Origin of the sequence: Streptomyces sioyaensis (genome assembly GCF_004122735.1) — a bacterium.
Classification (GTDB): Bacteria; Actinomycetota; Actinomycetes; order Streptomycetales; family Streptomycetaceae; genus Streptomyces; species Streptomyces sioyaensis.
The window spans coordinates 12,582-31,396 of sequence record NZ_SDIF01000077.1; the positions used below are offsets into that span (position 1 = coordinate 12,582).

Genomic DNA, 18,815 nt, shown 5'->3' on the forward strand with positions numbered 1-18,815 from the left:
GACCTCGACCCGCACATCGTGTCCGCACCGACGGTGAACGGGGAGCCACGCGCAGTCAGTTCACCCTATTAGGTGGTTTCCGCGCCTTTATTCGATTCGGGTGTCACCGGGCCCCGCCCTGAGCCCGGGGGCAGCTCGCAGCGCTGGGTGTCCGTGGCCCCGCCCGGCGCGCGGCGCACCCGCACCTCCACCTCACCGAGGGGGGTGCCGTCCGCCCCGCCCACCGCGTCGGCGGCCGTACACACCAGCTGGCGCAGGGCGGTGCGGTTGGTCCCCCACCCGCTGGGCACGAGGACGTCGGCCCCGCCGCGCCGCTGCCCGGTGACCGTCGGCGCGGGGGCGTCGCGCGGGACGAAGCTGATCAGGCCGCGGGCCCGCTCGGCCTCGTCGGGGCCCTCCCGGAGGCGATTCAGGGCGTCTTGGGGGGAGTTCGGGCCGCGGCTGAGGCGGGAGACCCGTTCGAGGCCGAGGGGCGAGGAGAAGTACACGTGCACGACGTCCGCGGGCCGTTCCGGCTCGGGCAGTCCGGTGGCCGGCGGGCCGGCCCGTGCGGGTCCGCTGTCGGTGATGCCGCAGGCGCTGACCAGCGCAAGGAGGGCCGGCACGAGCGGCACAAGGATTCCCGGGCGCCGTCTCATGCCGGGTCCCGGGGCAGGGTCAGGGTGAACACCGCACCCCGGTCGGGGGCGTTGGCGGCGGTGAGGGTGCCGCCGTGCAGCCGGGCGTTCTCGGCGGCGATGGCCAGGCCCAGCCCGCTGCCCTCGCTGCGGGTGCGGGCCGCGTCGCCCTTGGTGAAGCGGTCGAAGACATGCGGCAGCACGTCGTCAGGAATGCCCGGGCCGCCGTCGGCGACGGTGAGGACGAGCGCGTCCGAGCCGGCCCGGGCCCGCAGGCGCACCGGCGCCGATGTGCCGCCGTGGCGCAGGGCGTTGCCGAGGAGGTTGGCCAGGACGACATCGATGCGGCGCGGGTCGACGCGGGCGCGCAGGCCCTCCGGCACGGAGACCTCGACCCGGTCCTGCCAGTGGCGCAGCGCCAGCGTCTTGCGGACGAGTTCGCCGACGTCGATCTCGTCGAGGTGCAGCACGGCGGCACCGGCGTCGAACCGGGAGATCTCCATCAGGTCCTCGACCATGCGGGCGAGTTTGCGGGTCTCGTCGGCGACCAGCGTCAGCGCCTCGGACGTCTCCGGGTCCAGCCGGCCGGAGGCGGCGTCCTCGTCGAGCACCCCGGTCACGGCGGTCATCGCCGCGAGCGGGGTGCGCATCTCGTGCGAGACGTCGGCGGCGAACCGGCGGGCGCCCTTCTCCATGCGCCGCAGGGTGGTGGCATCGGCCTGCAGGGTCGCGGCCATGGTGTTGAAGGTGCGTCCCAGATCGGCGAGTTCGTCGTCGCCGGTGACCTCGATACGGGTGTCGAGCGCGCCGGCCGCCATGGACTCCGTGGCGGAGCGCAGTTGCCGCACCGGGCGCAGGACGCGGCGGGCGGCGAGCAGCGCGGGCACGAGGGAGGCGAGCACGACGGGCAGCGCGCCGGCGCGGGCCGCGGCGACCAGCGAGGTGACGTCGCGCTGCTCGGGTGCGAGCGAGAAGGAGGCGTAGACGACCAGTCCGGACGGCGCGGACGAGCGGCCGGCGGAGGCGACGGGCAGCGCGACGGCGAGCTGGGGGTCGCCGTCGCGGTGGAAGCGCTGCACGACCGCGTTGCGGGCCGCGGCCGCGGAGCTGCGCAGCTCCGCGGGGACGGCGGGGGCGGGGGTGGTGGTGGCGACGAGCGGGCCGCCGCGGTAGGCGGCGGCGGTGCGCCAGTTGCGCGCGCCGCCGGCCCGGTCGAGCTGGAGCGTGAGGGTGCGCAGGTCCGCGTCGGTGGGCCGGGCGGGCAGGTCCGGTGCGAGGGAGTCGACCTGGTCGCGCAGGGCGTGCACGGCGCTGTCCTGGGCGCGTGCCAGGATCGCGGTGCGCGCCTGGTGGTAGGTGATCGCGGCGGTGGTCAGGGCGCTGAGCGCGGACACCAGGAGGAAGCCGACGACGAGCCGGGTGCGCAGGCCGCGGGGGACCAGGCGGCGCTTCACAGCGGGCCGAAGCGGTAACCGAAGCCGCGCACCGTCTGGACGTAGCGCGGGGCGCGCGGATCGTCCTCGATCTTGGACCGCAGCCGCATCACACACGCGTCGACCAGGCGGGCGTCACCGTAGTAGCTGTGTTCCCAGACCTGTTCGAGGAGCTGCTGGCGGCTGAAGGTCTGCTGCGGCGAGGCGGACAGGAAGAGCAGCAGCTTGAGTTCCGAGGGCGCCAGCACGAGGTCCTGGCCGTCCTTGCGCACCTGCAGGCCGACCCCGTCGATGGTGAGATCGCCGTAGGTGCGGCACCGCTCGCGCGCCTCCGCGGCGGGCTGGGCAGGGGACACGCGGCGCAGCACCGCGCGTATCCGGGCCTCGATCAGCTCACCGCTGGCGGGTTTGACGACATAGTCGTCGGCGCCGGCCTCCAGGCCCACGACGACATCGACGTCGTCGCCGCGCGCGGAGAGGATCACCAGGGGCACCTGGCTGGTCTCACGGATGCGCCGGCAGACCTCCAGGCCGCTCATCCCGGGCAGCATCAGATCGAGCAGCACGATGTCCGGCGCGAACGGCCGGAGCGCCGCCAGGCCGTCCTCTCCCGTGCCGACCGCTTCGGTTTCGTAGCCGCGGCGGCGCAGCCCCAGGGCGACCCCGCGGCGAACCGCCGGATCGTCCTCGATCAGCAGGACGCGTGTCATGGCCGGGCCTCTCCTTTTCGTCGGTCGACATATCCGTCTCCAGCGGGGCAGACAGGGGCAAAGCTACCCATCCGGTGGCAGCCGTGGCCGCCGGGAGGGGCGCACGGGCGCAGGCACGGGTCAGCGGGCCGCACGGCGGGCCTCCACGGGCACGGCCGCACCGGTCTCGTCGCACCTCACCGGCCAGGGACGCTCGCCCTTCGTGGACAGCCCTGATTCATGGATCCGTACGACCACGTCCACCACGCGCTTGTGGCCCGGAATGCCCGGCGCCGCGGCGGCCGTGCACACCAGCTGGTTCACCGCGGTCCGGTCCAGCTCCGACACCACCCACGGCAGAGACACGTCGACCGCCCCTGGTGCCGCCTGGGCCCGGACCTCGTGCGGGCCGGCCGGCAGCGCCGTGACCAGCCCGCGGGCCCGTTCGGCCCGGGTGGGCCCGGCCAGCAGCGCGTTCAGCGCCGCCTGCGGCCCGGCGCCGGGCGGCGCGGGCCGGGCGACGGGCCAGGTGCCGTTCGCGGTGAGGAAGTAGGCCCGCACCACCGGCCCGCCGGACGTCCGCGCCCCTGTGGCCGGCGCACCGGCCGCCGCCGGCCCGGCGTCCGTGACCCCGCAGCCGGCGAGCGCCGCCACCGCGGCCACTACGGCGGCCGGCGTCCGCCACCCGCCCCCGCGGCACACGACACGCCTTATGCGCACGCCGCCCCCTTGGCCTGCTTGGTGTGCTTGATCCGCTTCTCCCGCATTCGCCCAGTTTCTCCTCCGTGCCGGGCCCGCTGCCCTGCGCCACTGCCTACGGCGACATCAGCCGGTTCACATCCACCGTTCCGGCCCCCGGCTGTGGCCGCGGTATGACCGTCCACACCCCCACCGCCACGACGACCGCGGCGAGCAGCGCCACCAGTCCCCGGCGCCCGGTGGCCCACCGCGCCCGGAACCGCACCGGGTCCTCCACCAGCAGCTTCGACAGCACCGCGGCCACCAGCGACAGGCCGATCGCCAGGGCGGCACGCGCCCACCCGCCGATGCCGAAGACCTCCTGCGGCAGCAGCAGATAGACCGGCCAGTGCCACAGGTAGAGGCTGTACGACAGCTCCCCCAGCCGGCGGGGCACGGCGCTGCCCAGCGCCCGCCCGGCGTACCCGCCCGGCGCCGCGGCGAGCAGCGCGATGAGCACGGCGGCGGCCAGCGAGTGCGCGAACAGCCCGCCCTGGAAGAGGCCGGGTGCGTTCTGGCCGCCGGTCAGCACCCACGACGCCACGAGCCCGCAGGCCAGCAGCGCGCACACCCCGTCGGCGACCGGTCCCGGTACCCGGGCGGCCGCCCGGCGCACCGGCGCGGTCGCCGCCAGAGCGCCGAGCAGCAGCGCGAAGGCCCGGGTGTCGGTGCCCTCGTACGCCCGCGTGGTGTCCACGACATTGTCGAGCTGGATCATGAGCGCCAGCGACGCGAGCGCGCCCGCACCGGCGAGGACGGCGACCCGCCGCGCACCACCCCGGCCGCGGCCGGCGACGGCGACCACCAGCGGCCACACCAGGTAGAACTGCCACTCCACGGCGATGCTCCACAGGTGCGAGAACAGGCGGGTGTCGGAGGCGTTGAAGTATCCGACCTGTTCGGCGATGAAGTGCCAGTTCACCACCTGCGCCGCGGCCCACGGCGCATCGTCGAGCGCGAAGCCGAGCAGGGACGGCGGGCCGGCCGCCCAGGCGAGCAGCAGGGCCGCGGTGCCCATGACGGCCAGCGCCGGCAGCAGACGGCGCGCCCGCCGCGCCCAGAAGGCCCCCAGGTGGATCCGGCCCCGCTTCTGCGTCTCCCCCAGCAGCAGCCCCGTGATCAGGAAGCCCGACAGGACGAAGAACAGGTCGACACCGAGAAAGCCGCCGCCCAGGTAGCCGGCGTGGAACAGCAGCACGGCGGCGACGGCCAGGCCGCGCAGCCCGTCGAGCGGGGCGATATGGGCCCGCCCGGGAGCCCTTCCCGGGCGGGGGCGGCGGTGCACGGACGGTGCGGGAAGAGTGTCAGCCATGGCGGAGTCCTCGGCGGACCGGCGGCCGGTGCGGGTGCACGGGCCGCCGGTCCGCCACGTACGACGGGGGAACGCAGGAGGGGCGCGGGAACCGGCGCGGGGCCACGGGGGTCACTCGCACTTGAAGGTCGCGTACGCCTTGTCCCCGGTCCATGAGCCCTTCGCCCACTTCTCCGGCGCGGCCGGGGTGAAGCCGTCCTGCTTGCCGAGCTGCTCGGTGAACCACTTGGCGAAGGCGGCCGAGCCCTGCTGGCAGGAGTGGATGCCGTCCTGGGACCGCTGAGCCTGCTTGCCGGCGGGGTCGGTGCCCCACAGCGGGGTGGTGTCGAGGAAGTGCACCTTGCCGCCGCTCTTGTCGGCGACCTCCTTGGCCGCCTTCGGCGCGCTCTTGATCGCACCCTCGTACTTCTTGTAGAAGTCGTCGATCTTGAACGGCGGCGCGGAGACGATGTCGAGCTCGGCACCGGCGTCCTGGGCGGTCTTCGCGAGCTTCTCGTACGATGCACGCTGCTGCGCGGGCGTGCCCCAGTCGTACGTGGTGATCTGGTAGGCGATCACGTCCGGACGGAACGACGCGAGGTTCTTCTTCAGGTCCTTCCACGTCGTCTGCGCCATGGGACCGGCCATTGTGTCGCCCTCGACGACCGTGCCGCCGCCGTCGGAGGACGCGTTCTTGAAGCTCTGGCCGCTCGCCGTGAGCGCCGCTTCCAGGGGCGGGGCCTCGGCGCCGGCGATGGAGTCCCCCACCCACAGCACCTTCTTGCCGGCCTTCTGCTGCTGCGCGGACGCGTCCGCGTCCGCCCCGCCGCCGGATCCGCCGTTGCAGCCGGCCAGGGCGGCACCGGCACCGATGGTGATCAGGGCGACGGCCGCGAGGGCGGCCGGGCGACGGTGACGGGGGGACGTGCGATGAGGACTGGTTTCGGTGTGCATGCACCCAAGAAACCAGCAGAAATCGCCGGCCAGGGGCGCCGTCATCGGTTGCTCACACGACGGGGATCAGGCCGTCATGCAAGGCGGTCCGGCCCGGTTTCCGTGGTGGGCGGGGCCGCCGCCGGGCGGCTGTGGCGGTCCCGTCGGGCTGCCGTGACGGGGCGGCCCCCCGGCCGTACGGCGGGGCACCCGCTAGCCCACGACCTCCCCGCGCAGCACCACCCGCCGGGGCGCGGCCAGCACCCGGACGTCCTCGCGCGGATCGCTCTCGTAGACCACCAGGTCCGCCGACGCGCCCTCGGTGAGGCCGGGGCGGCCCAGCCAGTCCCTGGCGCCCCAGGTCGTGGCGGAGAGGGCCGCCACGGCGGGCAGCCCGGCCCGGGTCAGCTCGACGACCTCCTCGGCGACCAGCCCGTGGGCGAGCGAGCCGCCGGCGTCCGTGCCGGCGAAGACGGGCACCCCGGCGTCGTAGGCCGCCCGTACGGTGTCGTAGCGGCGCGCGTGCAGCCGCCGCATGTGGTCCGCCCAGCGCGGGAACTTCGCCTCGCCGCCGTCCGCGAGGAGCGGGAACGTGGCGATGTTGACGAGCGTGGGGACGATGGCGACGCCGCGCTCGGCGAACAGCGGGATGGTGTCCTCGGTGAGGCCGGTGGCGTGCTCGATGCAGTCGATGCCGGCCTCGACGAGCGGGGCGAGGGAGTCCTCCGCGAAGCAGTGGGCGGTCACCCGGGCGCCGAGCCGGTGGGCCTCGGCGATGGCCGCCTCGACCGCGCCCGGGGGCCAGCAGGCCTCCAGATCGCCCGTGGAGCGGTCGATCCAGTCGCCGACGAGCTTGACCCAGCCGTCACCGCGGCGGGCCTCCCGGGCGACGTACGCGACCAGGTCGTCGGGCTCGATCTCGTGCGCGTAGTTGCGGATGTAGCGCTTGGTGCGGGCGATGTGCCGACCGGCGCGGATGATCCGCGGCAGGTCCTCGCGGTCGTCGATCCAGCGGGTGTCGGAGGGCGAGCCGGCGTCGCGGATCAGCAGGGTCCCCGCGTCCCGGTCGGTGAGCGCCTGCTTCTCGCTGGTGGGATCGTCCACCGGGCCGTGCGCGTCCAGGCCCACATGGCAGTGGGCGTCGACCAGGCCCGGCAGCGCCCAGCCCGTCACGGTGGTGGCATCCCGTGCCATGGCCGGCCGGTCGAAAGTGACCCGGCCACCGACGACCCACAGCTCGTCGCGGACCTCGTCCGGCCCGACGAGCACCCTCCCCTTGAGGTGCAGCACCGCACCCTCACTCATCGACGTCATACCGGCACTTTAGGGGCTGTGGTGCGGTGGGCGGACGCCGCTGCCGCAACCGGCCCCGGGCGCTTTCGCGCGGCCGATTCCCCGGAACCCGGCGCATTGCCCGCGCTATGGGCCCCGCCCTCTCCGTGTGCGGTCGGCATACGTTCCGTGTCCGGTACCGGGAACGTTCCGCATACGTTCCGTGTCCGTTCCCACGGGTCGGCCAACATCATCTCGCGTATGGCGTTCGGGGTCTTGTCACGGACTTGTCGCTCAGGTTTCGATGGGCTTACGCAGAGCCTTCGGGAGGCGAATTCCCAATTCCCTTGCGGTACAGCTTCCCGTATTCTTCTGCCCGCTTTTCCGCACCTCAAACGCCACGATTTTGCTCGCGGCAAGTACCGTAATTCGGACGCATCTCATCGGTGTTACTGAGCTGTGACCGACTACACAGCGTGTCCGTTTTGCCCCGAACATCCTGGTCAAATCGTGACATCTCGCGGCGACATTGCGCGCACGGGCGCCCCCGCGCGATAACACATCTTCGCCGCTTCCGTAACCCCTGCTCGCGATGCAATTTCCTTTTTCCCTGGGTAAATTTAATTCCCATGACCGCCGCACAAGCAGACCATGCAGGTGCCCGAAGCGATTTCAGAGAATTTCCGGAGGGCTTCAAGCTCGACACCCCACGAGTGGAGGACGGAGCCGCGATCTGGCGCATCGCCCGCGACTCCAAGGCGCTGGACCTCAACTCCTCCTACAGCTACCTCCTGTGGTGTCGCGACTTCGCCGCCACCTCCGTCGTCGCCCGCGACGCGGAGGGTGAGCCGGCCGCCTTCGTCACCGGATACATCCGCCCCGAGCGCCCGGAGACGCTCGTCGTCTGGCAGGTAGCCGTCGACGATGCGCACCGTGGCCAGGGGCTGGCGGCCGCACTCCTGGACGGGCTCACCGCCCGTGCCTCGGACACGCTGGGCGTACGTTTCGTCGAGACCACCATCACCCCCGACAACGCCGCATCCAACCGGTTGTTCGCGTCCTTCGCCGAGCGGCACTCGGTGCCGATCAAGCGCGAGGTGCTCTTCGACGCAGGGCTGTTCCCCGAGCAGGGCCACGAGCCGGAGGTACTGCACCTCATCGGCCCGTTCCCGCCACCGGCCCGCTCAGGGCACTGACGCCCCCAGGGCCGCGCGGCCACCGCGCCGCAGCGGCCGTGCGGGAGCCGGCACCACACCCCGTGACACCCGCCGGCACCGCCCAGCCCCCACAGACTTCCCATCTTTCGCCACTCATCTCCCAGGAGCATGCTGTGACCATCACCCAGCCCGATCTGAGCGTCTTCGAGACCGTGGAGTCGGAGGTCCGCAGCTACTGCCGTAGCTGGCCCACCGTCTTCGACCGTGCGCAGGGCAGCCGCATGACCGACGAGGACGGCCACACCTACCTCGACTTCTTCGCCGGCGCCGGCTCGCTCAACTACGGCCACAACAACCCCGTACTCAAACGCGCTCTGATCGACTACATCGAGCGGGACGGGGTCACCCACGGCCTGGACATGTCCACCACGGCCAAGCGGGCCTTCCTGGAGTCCTTCCAGAACATCATCCTGCGGCCGCGCGACCTGCCCTACAAGGTCATGTTCCCGGGCCCGACGGGCGCCAACTCCGTCGAGGCCGCGCTGAAACTGGCCCGTAAGGTCAAGGGCCGCGAGTCGATCGTGTCCTTCACCAACGCCTTCCACGGCATGTCGCTGGGCGCGCTCGCGGTCACCGGTAACTCCATGAAGCGGGCCGGCGCCGGTATCCCGCTGGTGCACGGCACCCCGATGCCGTTCGACAACTACCTCGACGGCACCTACCCGGACTTCCTGTGGTTCGAGCGGCTGCTGGAGGACCAGGGCTCCGGTCTGAACACCCCCGCCGCCGTGATCGTCGAGACGGTCCAGGGCGAGGGCGGCATCAACGTCGCCCGGCCCGAGTGGCTGCGCGCCCTGGCCGACCTGTGCGAGCGCTGGGACATGCTGCTCATCGTCGACGACATCCAGATGGGCTGCGGCCGTACGGGTGCCTTCTTCTCCTTCGAGGAGGCGGGCATCGTGCCGGACATCGTCACCGTCTCGAAGTCCATCAGCGGCTACGGCCTGCCGCTCGCGCTCACCCTGTTCAAGCCGGAGCTGGACATCTGGGAGCCGGGCGAGCACAACGGCACCTTCCGCGGCAACAACCCGGCCTTCGTCACCGCCGCCGCGACGCTGGACACCTACTGGGCCGACGGCCAGATGGAGAAGCAGACTCTCGCCCGCGGTGAGATCGTCGAAGCGCACCTGAAGGCGATCGCCGAGGAGCACCCGGACGCCATCGCCGAGTACCGCGGCCGCGGTCTGGTGTGGGGCCTGGAGTGCAACGACAAGCCCCTGGCCGACAAAATCGCCAAGCGCGCCTTCGAGCTGGGTCTGCTGATCGAGACCTCCGGCCCGGAGAGCGAGGTCGTCAAGCTGCTTCCGGCCCTGACGACCACCCCCGAGGAACTGGACGAGGGTCTGCGCATCCTCGCCCGCGCGGTCCGCGACTGCGCCTGATCGGCCCAACGGCCCCCAGCGTTCCTTACCGTTCCACAGAAAGGCACCCCGCACCGTGATCGTCCGATCCCTCCAGGACATCGAAGGCACCGACCGCCACGTCAAGGCCAAGTCCGGCACGTGGGAGAGCAAGCGCATCGTGCTCGCCAAGGAGCGCGTCGGCTTCTCCCTGCACGAGACCACCCTGTACGCCGGTACGGAGACCTCGATGTGGTACGCGAACCACATCGAGGCCGTACTGTGCGTAGAGGGAGAAGCCGAACTCACCAACGACGAGACCGGCGAGAAGCACACCATCACCCCGGGCACGATGTACCTGCTCGACGGACACGAGAAGCACACCATGCGGATCAAGAAGGACTTCCGCTGCGTCTGCGTCTTCAACCCGCCGGTCACCGGCCGTGAGGACCACGACGAGAACGGTGTGTACCCGCTGCTCACCGAGCCCGACCCGGAACCGGAGACGGTCTGAGGCGCACCCCCGCCTGCCCCGTCCGGCAGCTGAGGAAGGCCCGTACCACGTAAGCCAGAGTTCGTACGAGAGGAGAGGAAGGCAACACCATGACCACCGCACCCGAGCGCACCGCCGACCTGTACCCGACCCGCGGGACCGCTGAGGTCATCACCCCGCGGAAGGACCCGGTGGTGTGGTCGCAGCCCGGAACGGCCGGCCCGTTCGCGCCGTCCGAGCTGAGCGACTTCGAACGCGACGGCTTTTTTGCCATCGGGGAGCTGCTGACGGCGGAAGAAGTCGCGGTGTACCGCGCCGAACTGGACCGGCTCGTTCTCGACCCGACGATGCGCGCCGACCCGCGCTCCATCGTCGAGAAGACGACGCAGAGCGTGCGGTCCGTGTTCGAGGTGCACAAGATCAGCGAGGTGTTCGCCAAGCTGGTCTCCGACCCGCGCGTGGTCGGCCGTGCCCGGCAGATCCTCGGCTCGGACGTCTACGTCCACCAGTCGCGGATCAATGTGAAGCCGGGTTTCGGTGCCTCCGGCTTCTACTGGCACTCGGATTTCGAGACCTGGCACGCCGAGGACGGGCTGCCGAACATGCGCACCGTGTCGTGCTCCATCGCGCTGACGGAGAACTACGACACCAACGGCGGCTTGATGATCATGCCCGGTTCGCACCAGCACTTCGTGGGGTGCGAGGGCGCGACGCCGAAGGACAACTACAAGCGGTCGCTGCAGATGCAGGACGCGGGCATCCCGTCGGACGAGGTGCTGACGAAGATGGCGGACAAGCACGGCATCCGCCTCTTCACCGGCAAGGCCGGCTCGGCGACCTGGTTCGACTGCAACGCCATGCACGGCTCGGGTGACAACATCACGCCGTACCCGCGCAGCAATGTCTTCATCGTCTTCAACAGCGTGGAGAACGCGGCGGTGGAGCCGTTCGCGGCGCCGATCCGGCGCCCGGAGTACATCGGGGCCCGTGACTTCACGCCGGTGAGGTAGTCGCGGAGATACCGGTGGCGCGGCCGCCGCACAGCAGGGTCTGTGCGGCGGCCGCGCCGTGTGCGCGGCGGGCATGCGCCGGCCGGCCCACGGGCGGACACCCCTATCCCAGCAGGGACAGCAGCCGCTCCACGTCAGCCGTCGAGTTGTACAGATGGAAGGCCGCGCGGAGCAGTCCGCCGCGCACCGAGATCCGTACCCCCGCCTCGGCCAGCCGGTGTTCGGCGTCCGTGAGACCCGGCGTGGAGACGATCGCCGAGCCCGGCGCGGGAACGGGCTTCAGGCCGCGCTCGGCCAGCCCGGCACGGTAGTGGGCGGCGAGTGCGGTGTTGTGGGCGTGGACGGTGTCCACGCCCAGCTCGTCGATGAGGGCGAGGGACCGCTCGGCGCCGATGTAGGAGTAGTGGGCGTGCGGCTCGTCGAAGCGCCGGGCGGTGGCGGCCGGCCGGATCAGGCCGTAGGTGGACGCCCCGCGGTCCTCGCCGGCGACCCATCCCGCGTGCGCCGCGGCCGGCCACGGCGCGCCCGCGCCCAGCTCCCCGCCGAAGGCCATGAAGGTCGTACCGCGCGGGCACAGCAGCCACTTGAAGGCGCCGGCGACGACGAAGTCGAAGTCCGCGGCGCGCAGCGGCAGCCAGCCGGCGGCCTGGGTGATGTCGAGGTAGGTCCGTGCCCCGTGCGCCCGTGCGGCCTCGCGCACCGCCGCCAGGTCGGCGATCCGGCCGTCCCGCGACTGCACGGCGCTGAAGGCGACCAGGGCGGTGCCGGGGCGCACCTCCTCGGCGAGCGCCTCCAGCGGTACGGTGCGCAGCGTGACGCCCGGGCGGGCGGCGAGCGGGTTGACCAGGGAGCTGAAGTCGCCCTCGGGGGCCAGCACTTCGGCGTCCGCCGGGAGCGAGGCGGCCACGAACGCGGACTGCACCGCGACCGAGCTGCCGACGGCGACCCGCTCGGCGGGCACCCCCATCAGCCGGGCGAAGGCCTCCCGGGACGCCGAGGCGGCGGCGAAGTAGTCGCGGCCCATGGTGCCGTAGGAGGCGGATTCGTCGAGGGCAGCGCGCAGGGCGGCGGCGCTGCGTGCCGGGAGGAGCCCGCTGGAGGCAGAGTTCAGATACGTCGTCTCGGGCGCGAATTCGGCCCCGCCGAGTGGCTCACGTCGTTGCATGCCTCACACTGTGGTCGCTGATCACCCGCCCCGTCCATGACACGGGGCCGCATCCCGCCACCGGGTCCTACGAGCCCGCGCGGCGTGCGGGCGGGGCGCGGACGGCGTGCGGCAGGCGGCCGGGCGCGGTCATGTCCCGGGCACGGCCCAGCCGTCGTCCCCGCACGCTTCGCCGACGCCCGTGGCCCGACGCTTCGCCCCGGCCCGGCCTGCAGCGTCGTCCGCCATGTCCTAAGAAACGGTCTCATTTCGGCCAGCCACGCTGCTCGGACGAGGTGGCCGTGCGGAAAGCCCCACAGGGCGTCGCAGCTCACCTCCCATGGCGATGACCACCTCCTTAATTGAACATGGAAGTCACGTTCATCTAAGGGAAGAGTGCGTCGTGAAGTCTGACGACCAGCTCCGCCTGCCGGAGGGGGCCACCCGGGGTCCACGGACGGAGCCGGCACCGCGCGCGTACGCCGCGGGCCTCGACGGGCTCCGCGCTCTGGCGGTGACCGCCGTGGTGATCTACCACGTCAACCCCGCCTGGCTGCCGGGTGGCTTCCTCGGCGTCGATGTCTTCTTCGGACTCAGCGGCTATCTGATCACCCACCTCCTGATCACCGAGTGGCAGCGGCACGGCCGCATCGATCTGCGCGGCTTCTGGCTGCGCCGGGCCCGCCGCCTGTTGCCCGCGCTGGCCGTCGTCCTGCTCACCGCGACGGCCGCGGCTGCCGTATGGCACCCGAACCGACTGGAGTCGATCTCCGGCAGCCTGCTCTCCGCCGCCACGTTCACGAACAACTGGTGGCAGATATCCACCCACGCCTCGTACTTCGCGAGCTTCGGACCACCGCCGCTCTTCGAGCACCTGTGGACGCTCAGTGTCGAGGAGCAGTTCTACTTGCTCTGGCCGCTGACGCTGCGCGCGCTGCTCCGCCTCGTGCGCGGCCGTGCGGCGCGGACGGCCCTCGTCCTCGCCCTCGTCGCCGCCTCGGCCACTGCCATGGCGCTGCTGCACGAGCCCGGCGTGGACCCCTCCCGCGTCTACTTCGGCACCGACACCCACGCCTTCCCCCTGCTGATCGGCGCCGCCCTGGCACTGTCGCGGCCCGCCGCGAGCCTCCTCCCCAGGAGGTACCGGCTGCAGAAGTGCTGCGGGCGGCTGCTCACGCTCCGGCCGGTGGACGGCGTCGGAGCCGCCGGGCTGCTCGTGCTCGCCGTGATGGCGGGCAGCGTCTCCCAGAACGACGGCCTCATGTATCCGGGCGGCTTCGTCCTTGTCGCCCTCGCGACCGGCGCCGCGGTGATCGGCTCCGTACAGCCGCTGGGCGCGTTGGCGACCCTGCTCGGCACATCCGTGCCGCGGTGGATCGGCAAACGCAGCTACGGCATCTACCTGTGGCACTTTCCGCTGATCTCGCTGGCCACCCCGGACCGCAAGACCCCCGCCGACGCACCGCTGAACGCGATCGCCGCCGCGGTCGCATCCGTCGCCCTGGCGGCGCTGTCCTACCGCTGGGTGGAACAACCGATCCGCCGCTCCGGTGTGGTTGCCGCCCTTCGCCGGCTGCGCGACGCCTGCTTCTCGACGAGGGCCGGCCGGACCAGAACGGCATGGGTGACCGGAGCCGTGGTGCTGGCTTGCGCCACGGCCACCGCGCTCGCGGCGACGTCCGCGCCGACACCCCGCGGCGGCCGGGGCCCCGTTGCCCACGAACCGGCCGGCCGGCCGTCACCGAGTTCCCCGCCCCTCGCCGGGCGCACCGTGCCTGCCGGGAAGGTCTCCGCGATCGGTGACTCCGTCATGGTCGCCGCAACTCCCGCCCTGAAGGAGACATTTCCCGACATCACCATCGACGCCGAGGTCGGCCGGCAGCTGTCCGCCGCTTCCCGGGAAGTCGACGCCCTGAAGAAGAAGGGCGCGCTGGGCGACACAGTGATCATTGCCCTCGGCACCAACGGCACCGGCGGGGAAGCGGCCCTGCAGTCCGCCATCGACGCCATCGGCCCCGGCACACGCATCGTCCTGGTGACCTGTCACGTAGGTCAGCCCTGGCAGAAGTCGGTGAACAACGCCATCGACAATGTGGCGAAACGCCACGACAACGTCGCCGTCGCCGACTGGAACAAGGCCATCTCCGGCCACGACGACCTGCTCGCCGCCGACGGCGTCCATCCCGGCCCCGGCGGCTCCAAAATCTACGCGGACACGATTGCCGCGGCCCTCGCCACGCTCCCGGCCACACCCCGGTAGGGCGCGTGCCGCGGGCACTCGTGACGGCGGGGCGCCGACGCCGGCTTTCGGGGCGCCGGGCCGTGCCCGGGGGTAGCGTCCGGGCATGACCTCGCCACAGGATTTCCTCGGCTTCTGGGAGACGACCGGGTCCGCCAAGACCTTCACCCATCCCCTCGATCCGGCGCTGCTGGACGCGTACGTGCCGCGCGGCGCGCACGTACTGGACTACGGGTGCGGCTACGGGCGGCTGACCGCCGAGCTGGCCGGGCTCGGCTACGGCGCGGTGCGCGGCGTGGACGTGTCGGCGGCGCTGATCGCCCGGGGCCGGCGGGAGCATCCGGAGCTGGATCTGCTGCGGTGGGCCGGGTTTCCGCTGCCGTTCGAGGACGGGGCGTTCGATGCGGCGCTGCTGTTCGCGGTGCTCACCTGTGTGCCCGGGGACGCGGACCAGACCGCGATCGCCGGGGAGCTGGGGCGGCTGGTGCGGCCCGGCGGGGTGCTGTACCTGAGCGATGTGCCACTGCAGGGCGATGCGCTCAACCAGGAGCGCTATGCACGGTTCGCGGAGCGGTACGGGACGTACGGGGTGTTCGAGACGCCGGACGGCGGGGTGTTCCGGCACCATCCGCCGGAGCGGCTGCGCGGGCTGGTGCGGGCGGCGGGCTTCTCGTTGCTGGCGGAGCGGCGGGGGTCGGTGGGCACGCTGGACGGGCGGACCGCCGAGCGGCTGCAGCTCGTCGCCCGAAGGGAGCCGGCCGAGGCGGCGGCGGGAGCCGGCTGAGGCGGCGGCGGGCCAGGGGGCCTGTCCGGCCCTGACCCATCGGGCCGTGGCTAGTGGCCCTCGGCCCTGCCGTTGACCCGGCGCGGCAGGCCGAGCGGGTTGTCCTCGCGCAGCTCGGGCGGCAGCAGGGCGGGCGGGGTGTCCTGGTAGGCGACCGGGCGCAGCCAGCGTTCCACGGCGGTGCCGCCGACGGAGGTGGAGGTGGAGGTCGTGGCCGGGTAGGGGCCGCCGTGGTGCTGGGCGGGGGCGACCGCGACCCCGGTCGGCCAGCCGTTGACGACCACCCGGCCGGCGAGCGGGGTGACGTCGGCCAGCAGCCGGGCGCCGCGCCCCGCCCCGTCGGTGCCGGCGCTCTCCGCGTCGCCGAGGTGGAGCGTGGCGGAGAGGTTGCCGGGAAGCCGGGCGAGGACGGCGGCGATCTCGGCCTCGTCGGTGTAGCGGGCGACGACGGTCACCGGACCGAAGCACTCCTCCAGGAGGAGGTCGTGGGGCCCGTCGGCGGTGAGACGGCCGGCGGGGACGGTGAGGAAGCCGGCGCTGACGGTGTGCTCGCCGCCGGCGCCCGGGGTCACCGGGGCCGCGACGTCCGGGAGCCCGGCGCGGCGCTCGATCCCGTCCAGGAACGCCTGGCGCATCCGGTGGTCGAGCAGCACCCCGGCCTCGCTGTTGCTGACCGCGGCGGTCAGCGAGGTCAGCAGCCGGTCGCCCGCCTCCCCGCCGGGCGCCAGGACCAGGCCCGGCTTGACGCAGAACTGGCCGACGCCGAGCGTCATCGACCCGGCCAGGCCGGCGCCGATCTGCTCGGCGCGTTCCCCGGCCGCGGCCTCGGTGATCACCACGGGGTTGAGGCTGCCCAGTTCGCCGTGGAAGGGGATGGGGTGCGGGCGGGCGGCGGCCGCGTCGTACAGCGCACGGCCGCCGCGGACCGAACCGGTGAAGCCGGCCGCGGTGATCAGCGGGTGGCGCACCAGGTCGACGCCGGCCTGGAAGCCGTGCACCAGGTGCAGCACGCCCTCGGGCAGGCCGGCCTCGACGGCGGCGCGGCGCAGCAGCGCGGCGCACAGCTCGGAGGTGGCCGGGTGGTCGGGGTGGGCCTTGACGACGACCGGGCAGCCGGCCGCCAGGGCGCTGGCGGTGTCGCCCCCCGGTACCGAGAAGGCGAGCGGGAAGTTGCTGGCGGAGTAGACCGCGACCGGGCCGAGCGGAATCTTGTAGCGGCGCAGGTCGGGCCGGGGCGGCGCGAGGCCGGGGTCGGCGTGGTCGATCCGTACGTCGAGGAACGCGCCCTCCTGCACCAGGTCCGCGAAGGCCCGCAACTGGTAGGTGGTGCGGGCGAGTTCGCCGGTGAGCCGGCCGGGGCCGAGCGCGGTCTCGGCGTCGGCGGCCTCGATGACCGCCTCGCCCGCCTCGTCGAGCAGATCGGCGGCGCGGCGCAGCAGGGCGGTGCGTACGGCGCGGTCGGCGAGTGCGCCGCGGGCGGCATGCGCGGCACGGACCACGGTGTCCACCTCGTCGGCTGTGGCCTCCACCGCAACCTGTTCCCGCTGCTTCCCGGTTCGGGGATCGACACTCCAGACTGGAGCTGCTGCTGCCACCGTGCATTCCTCCCGGGCGATGCCGTGCCGAGTCGTTCGGAGACGTTCCGCTTTCGTGCGGCACACCGGACCGCGTTCTATATGCTGAACGGCGTTCCAGATCATGAACCCGAACCACTGGGACTCTATGGCTGCCGGAATAGAGGGGTCAAGGGCGATGTCAGCTGCCGATACCGGTGGATCGCAGGTCAAATCCGCGGTGCGGACGGTGGAGTTGCTCGAATATTTCGCGGGTCGCCCCGGAATGCACAGCCTGGCGTCCGTTCAGGAAGCGGTCGGCTATCCGAAGTCCAGCCTTTACATGCTGCTGCGCACCCTTGTCGACCTGGGCTGGATCGAGACCGACGCGACCGGCACCCGCTACGGCATCGGCGTCCGTGCGCTGCTGGTCGGCACGTCCTACCTCGACGGCGACGAGGTGGTGGCCGCGGCCCGGCCGACGCTGGACCGGCTCTCCGACGACACCACCGAGACCATCCACCTCGCCCGCCTCGACGGCACCCATGTCGTCTCGCTCGCCACCCGGCAGTCGCCGCACCATCTGCGCCCCTTCACCCGCGTCGGCCGGCGGCTGCCCGCGCACTCCACCGCGCTGGGCAAGGCGCTGCTCGCCACGCACACCGACGACCAGGTCCGGTCGTTGCTGCCGCCGGCCCTCACGCGGATGACCGAGCACACCCGCACCGACCGCGAGCAGCTGATCGAGGAGCTGCACACGGTGCGCGCACAGGGCTATGCGGTCGACCGCGAGGAGAACACCCTGGGCCTGTGCTGTTTCGGTGTCGCGCTCCCCTCCCGGACACCGGCCCGGGACGCGCTCAGCTGCTCGGTGCCGGTGGCCCGGCTGCCCCCGGCCCACGAGCAGATGATCAAGGACGCCCTGCTCGCCGCGCGCGAGCGGCTGGCGCCGGCCACCCGGCGGCTGTGAGCCGACGCGGCCGCCGTCCCCGCCGGGCGGTCCTCATCCGGTGCCGGGCGGCGCGCTGTTGAGGGCGGGCCCGGCGGCGCCCCGGCCGTGGCCGCACCGCCCGGCCCACCGCCGTGACCTGCGTACGTGGGCCGTGCCACGCCACGGAACCCCTGCTGCCCGGCCGGCGTCCTGATCTGTGTACCAACCCTCCGCGCAGGAACGAGGAATGCATCATGGGCATCGTCAGCTGGCTCGTACTCGGGCTGATCGCAGGCGTCATCGCCAAGGTCCTGCTGCCGGGCCGGGACCCGGGCGGGATCGTCGGTACGACCCTGATCGGCATCGTGGGCTCCTTCATCGGCGGCTGGCTCTCCACGAAGTTCCTGCACCGCCCGATACCCAAGGACTTCGGCGAACCCTCCATGTGGATCGCCTCGGTGGCCGGGGCCCTGGTCCTGCTGATCGCCTACCGGCTGCTGTTCGGCAATTCCCGGGACCGCCGGTGACCCGCGGACGGCCAACCGGCCGCAGGTAATGGAACCGCAAAGGCGAGCCGATCGTTGACCCCGGCATGACCGCTATGACTCCTGGCTCGAACCTCCCGCTCAGCGCCGTGCGGGTGGCGGTGGACGTCACCGCCCCCGTGCGGCTGGACGTGTCGGGCCTCCTGCTGGCCGCCGACGGCAAGGTGCGCTCCGACGACGACTTCGTGTTCTACAACCAGCCCTCCGCACCGGGCGTGACGCACTCCGCGGCCGCCGCCGGCGGCGACACCATCACGGTGGACACCGCCGCGGTGCCCGAGGGCATCGAGAAGATCGTCGTCACCGCGAGCCTGGACACCCCCGGCGCCACCTTCGCCGGCACGGAGCCCACCGGCACGGTCCGCAACGCCGACGACGGCAGCATCCTGGCCTCCTTCACCCCGCCGCGGCTGGGCACCGAGACCGCGCTGGTGGTCGTCGAGATCTACCGCCGGGGCGGCGGCTGGAAGGTCCGCGCGGTCGGCCAGGGCTACGCCAATGGCCTGGCGGGGATCGCCACCGACTTCGGCGTCAGCGTGGAGGAACCGGCCGCGCCCGCCGCCGCCCCGCAGGCGCCCCCCGCTCC

At 72.6% G+C, this 18,815-nt stretch carries 18 protein-coding genes; 9 read left to right on the forward strand and 9 right to left on the reverse strand.

Features of this window, described 5'->3' with window-relative positions; translation table 11 throughout:
• Positions 1–68 precede the first annotated feature (68 nt).
• The 7 genes from EST54_RS23235 to EST54_RS23265 all read right to left on the reverse strand — a co-directional run bounded on the left by EST54_RS23235 (position 69) and on the right by EST54_RS23265 (position 7,006).
• Positions 69–614, reverse strand: a complete 546-nt coding sequence (locus EST54_RS23235; RefSeq protein ID WP_129249666.1) for a GerMN domain-containing protein — start codon at positions 612–614, stop codon at positions 69–71.
• A 20-nt stretch (positions 615–634) separates the two neighbouring features.
• Positions 635–2,071, reverse strand: a complete 1,437-nt coding sequence (locus EST54_RS23240) for a sensor histidine kinase (protein ID WP_129249667.1) — start codon at positions 2,069–2,071, stop codon at positions 635–637.
• Positions 2,068–2,760 carry a response regulator transcription factor gene (locus EST54_RS23245; RefSeq protein ID WP_129249668.1) on the reverse strand — a complete coding sequence of 231 codons (693 nt, stop codon included), beginning with the start codon at positions 2,758–2,760 and terminating at the stop codon, positions 2,068–2,070. Before EST54_RS23245 ends, EST54_RS23240 begins: the two co-directional genes overlap by 4 nt.
• A 120-nt stretch (positions 2,761–2,880) precedes the next feature.
• Positions 2,881–3,459, reverse strand: coding sequence for a GerMN domain-containing protein (locus EST54_RS23250; RefSeq protein ID WP_239012209.1), 579 nt, complete (start codon positions 3,457–3,459; stop codon positions 2,881–2,883).
• 94 nt (positions 3,460–3,553) lie between these two features.
• A complete protein-coding gene (locus EST54_RS23255) occupies positions 3,554–4,789 on the reverse strand; it encodes an acyltransferase family protein (RefSeq protein WP_129249669.1) in 1,236 nt (411 codons plus the stop codon).
• 111 nt (positions 4,790–4,900) lie between these two features.
• Positions 4,901–5,722, reverse strand: coding sequence for an SGNH/GDSL hydrolase family protein (locus tag EST54_RS23260; protein WP_129249670.1), 822 nt, complete (start codon positions 5,720–5,722; stop codon positions 4,901–4,903).
• A 192-nt stretch (positions 5,723–5,914) separates the two neighbouring features.
• A complete protein-coding gene (locus tag EST54_RS23265; protein ID WP_129249680.1) occupies positions 5,915–7,006 on the reverse strand; it encodes an amidohydrolase family protein in 1,092 nt (363 codons plus the stop codon).
• A 596-nt stretch (positions 7,007–7,602) separates the two neighbouring features.
• Here EST54_RS23265 and ectA point away from each other — a divergent pair.
• From ectA to thpD, 4 genes are all read left to right on the forward strand, one after another.
• On the forward strand, positions 7,603–8,169 hold the full coding sequence (gene ectA / locus EST54_RS23270) for a diaminobutyrate acetyltransferase (RefSeq protein ID WP_129249671.1): 567 nt from the start codon (positions 7,603–7,605) through the stop codon (positions 8,167–8,169).
• Between the two features lie 134 nt (positions 8,170–8,303).
• The gene (gene ectB / locus EST54_RS23275) at positions 8,304–9,572 is read left to right on the forward strand and encodes a diaminobutyrate--2-oxoglutarate transaminase (RefSeq protein ID WP_129249672.1); all 1,269 of its coding nucleotides are present in this window, start codon (positions 8,304–8,306) and stop codon (positions 9,570–9,572) included.
• Between the two features lie 55 nt (positions 9,573–9,627).
• Entirely contained in the window at positions 9,628–10,044 is a 417-nt protein-coding gene (locus EST54_RS23280) for an ectoine synthase (protein ID WP_006606340.1), read from the forward strand.
• An 89-nt stretch (positions 10,045–10,133) separates the two neighbouring features.
• Positions 10,134–11,033, forward strand: a complete 900-nt coding sequence (thpD, locus tag EST54_RS23285; RefSeq protein WP_129249673.1) for an ectoine hydroxylase — start codon at positions 10,134–10,136, stop codon at positions 11,031–11,033.
• 103 nt (positions 11,034–11,136) lie between these two features.
• On the opposite strand, the gene EST54_RS23290 is transcribed toward thpD, so the two are convergent.
• Entirely contained in the window at positions 11,137–12,198 is a 1,062-nt protein-coding gene (locus EST54_RS23290; protein WP_129249674.1) for an aminotransferase class V-fold PLP-dependent enzyme, read from the reverse strand.
• Between the two features lie 382 nt (positions 12,199–12,580).
• Here EST54_RS23290 and EST54_RS23295 point away from each other — a divergent pair, with 382 nt between their 5' ends.
• Positions 12,581–14,437: an acyltransferase family protein gene (locus EST54_RS23295; protein WP_161989317.1), complete on the forward strand. Its 1,857-nt coding sequence runs from the start codon at positions 12,581–12,583 to the stop codon at positions 14,435–14,437.
• Positions 14,438–14,522: 85 nt separating this feature from the next.
• Entirely contained in the window at positions 14,523–15,200 is a 678-nt protein-coding gene (locus EST54_RS23300; RefSeq protein WP_129249676.1) for a class I SAM-dependent methyltransferase, read from the forward strand.
• A gap of 50 nt (positions 15,201–15,250) precedes the next feature.
• On the opposite strand, the gene EST54_RS23305 is transcribed toward EST54_RS23300, so the two are convergent.
• On the reverse strand, positions 15,251–16,795 hold the full coding sequence (locus tag EST54_RS23305) for an aldehyde dehydrogenase (NADP(+)) (protein ID WP_129249677.1): 1,545 nt from the start codon (positions 16,793–16,795) through the stop codon (positions 15,251–15,253).
• 157 nt (positions 16,796–16,952) lie between these two features.
• Here EST54_RS23305 and EST54_RS23310 point away from each other — a divergent pair, with 157 nt between their 5' ends.
• From EST54_RS23310 to EST54_RS23320, 3 genes are all read left to right on the forward strand, one after another.
• A complete protein-coding gene (locus tag EST54_RS23310) occupies positions 16,953–17,723 on the forward strand; it encodes an IclR family transcriptional regulator (RefSeq protein WP_129249678.1) in 771 nt (256 codons plus the stop codon).
• Positions 17,724–17,938: 215 nt separating this feature from the next.
• On the forward strand, positions 17,939–18,211 hold the full coding sequence (locus EST54_RS23315) for a GlsB/YeaQ/YmgE family stress response membrane protein (RefSeq protein ID WP_093482585.1): 273 nt from the start codon (positions 17,939–17,941) through the stop codon (positions 18,209–18,211).
• Between the two features lie 65 nt (positions 18,212–18,276).
• The coding region (locus EST54_RS23320) for a TerD family protein (RefSeq protein ID WP_174857500.1) at positions 18,277–18,815 on the forward strand (539 nt) is incomplete at its 3' end.

Excerpts from the sequence above, each read along its gene's own strand:
- EST54_RS23245 (WP_129249668.1), bottom strand. The coding sequence starts at position 2,760 with ATGACACGCGTCCTGCTGATCGAGGACGATCCGGCGGTTCGCCGCGGG.
- EST54_RS23255 (WP_129249669.1), bottom strand. The coding sequence starts at position 4,789 with ATGGCTGACACTCTTCCCGCACCGTCCGTGCACCGCCGCCCCCGCCCG.
- EST54_RS23260 (WP_129249670.1), bottom strand. The coding sequence starts at position 5,722 with ATGCACACCGAAACCAGTCCTCATCGCACGTCCCCCCGTCACCGTCGC.
- EST54_RS23265 (WP_129249680.1), bottom strand. The coding sequence starts at position 7,006 with ATGAGTGAGGGTGCGGTGCTGCACCTCAAGGGGAGGGTGCTCGTCGGG.
- ectA (WP_129249671.1), top strand. The coding sequence starts at position 7,603 with ATGACCGCCGCACAAGCAGACCATGCAGGTGCCCGAAGCGATTTCAGA.
- thpD (WP_129249673.1), top strand. The coding sequence starts at position 10,134 with ATGACCACCGCACCCGAGCGCACCGCCGACCTGTACCCGACCCGCGGG.
- EST54_RS23290 (WP_129249674.1), bottom strand. The coding sequence starts at position 12,198 with ATGCAACGACGTGAGCCACTCGGCGGGGCCGAATTCGCGCCCGAGACG.
- EST54_RS23300 (WP_129249676.1), top strand. The coding sequence starts at position 14,523 with ATGACCTCGCCACAGGATTTCCTCGGCTTCTGGGAGACGACCGGGTCC.
- EST54_RS23310 (WP_129249678.1), top strand. The coding sequence starts at position 16,953 with ATGTCAGCTGCCGATACCGGTGGATCGCAGGTCAAATCCGCGGTGCGG.
- EST54_RS23315 (WP_093482585.1), top strand. The coding sequence starts at position 17,939 with ATGGGCATCGTCAGCTGGCTCGTACTCGGGCTGATCGCAGGCGTCATC.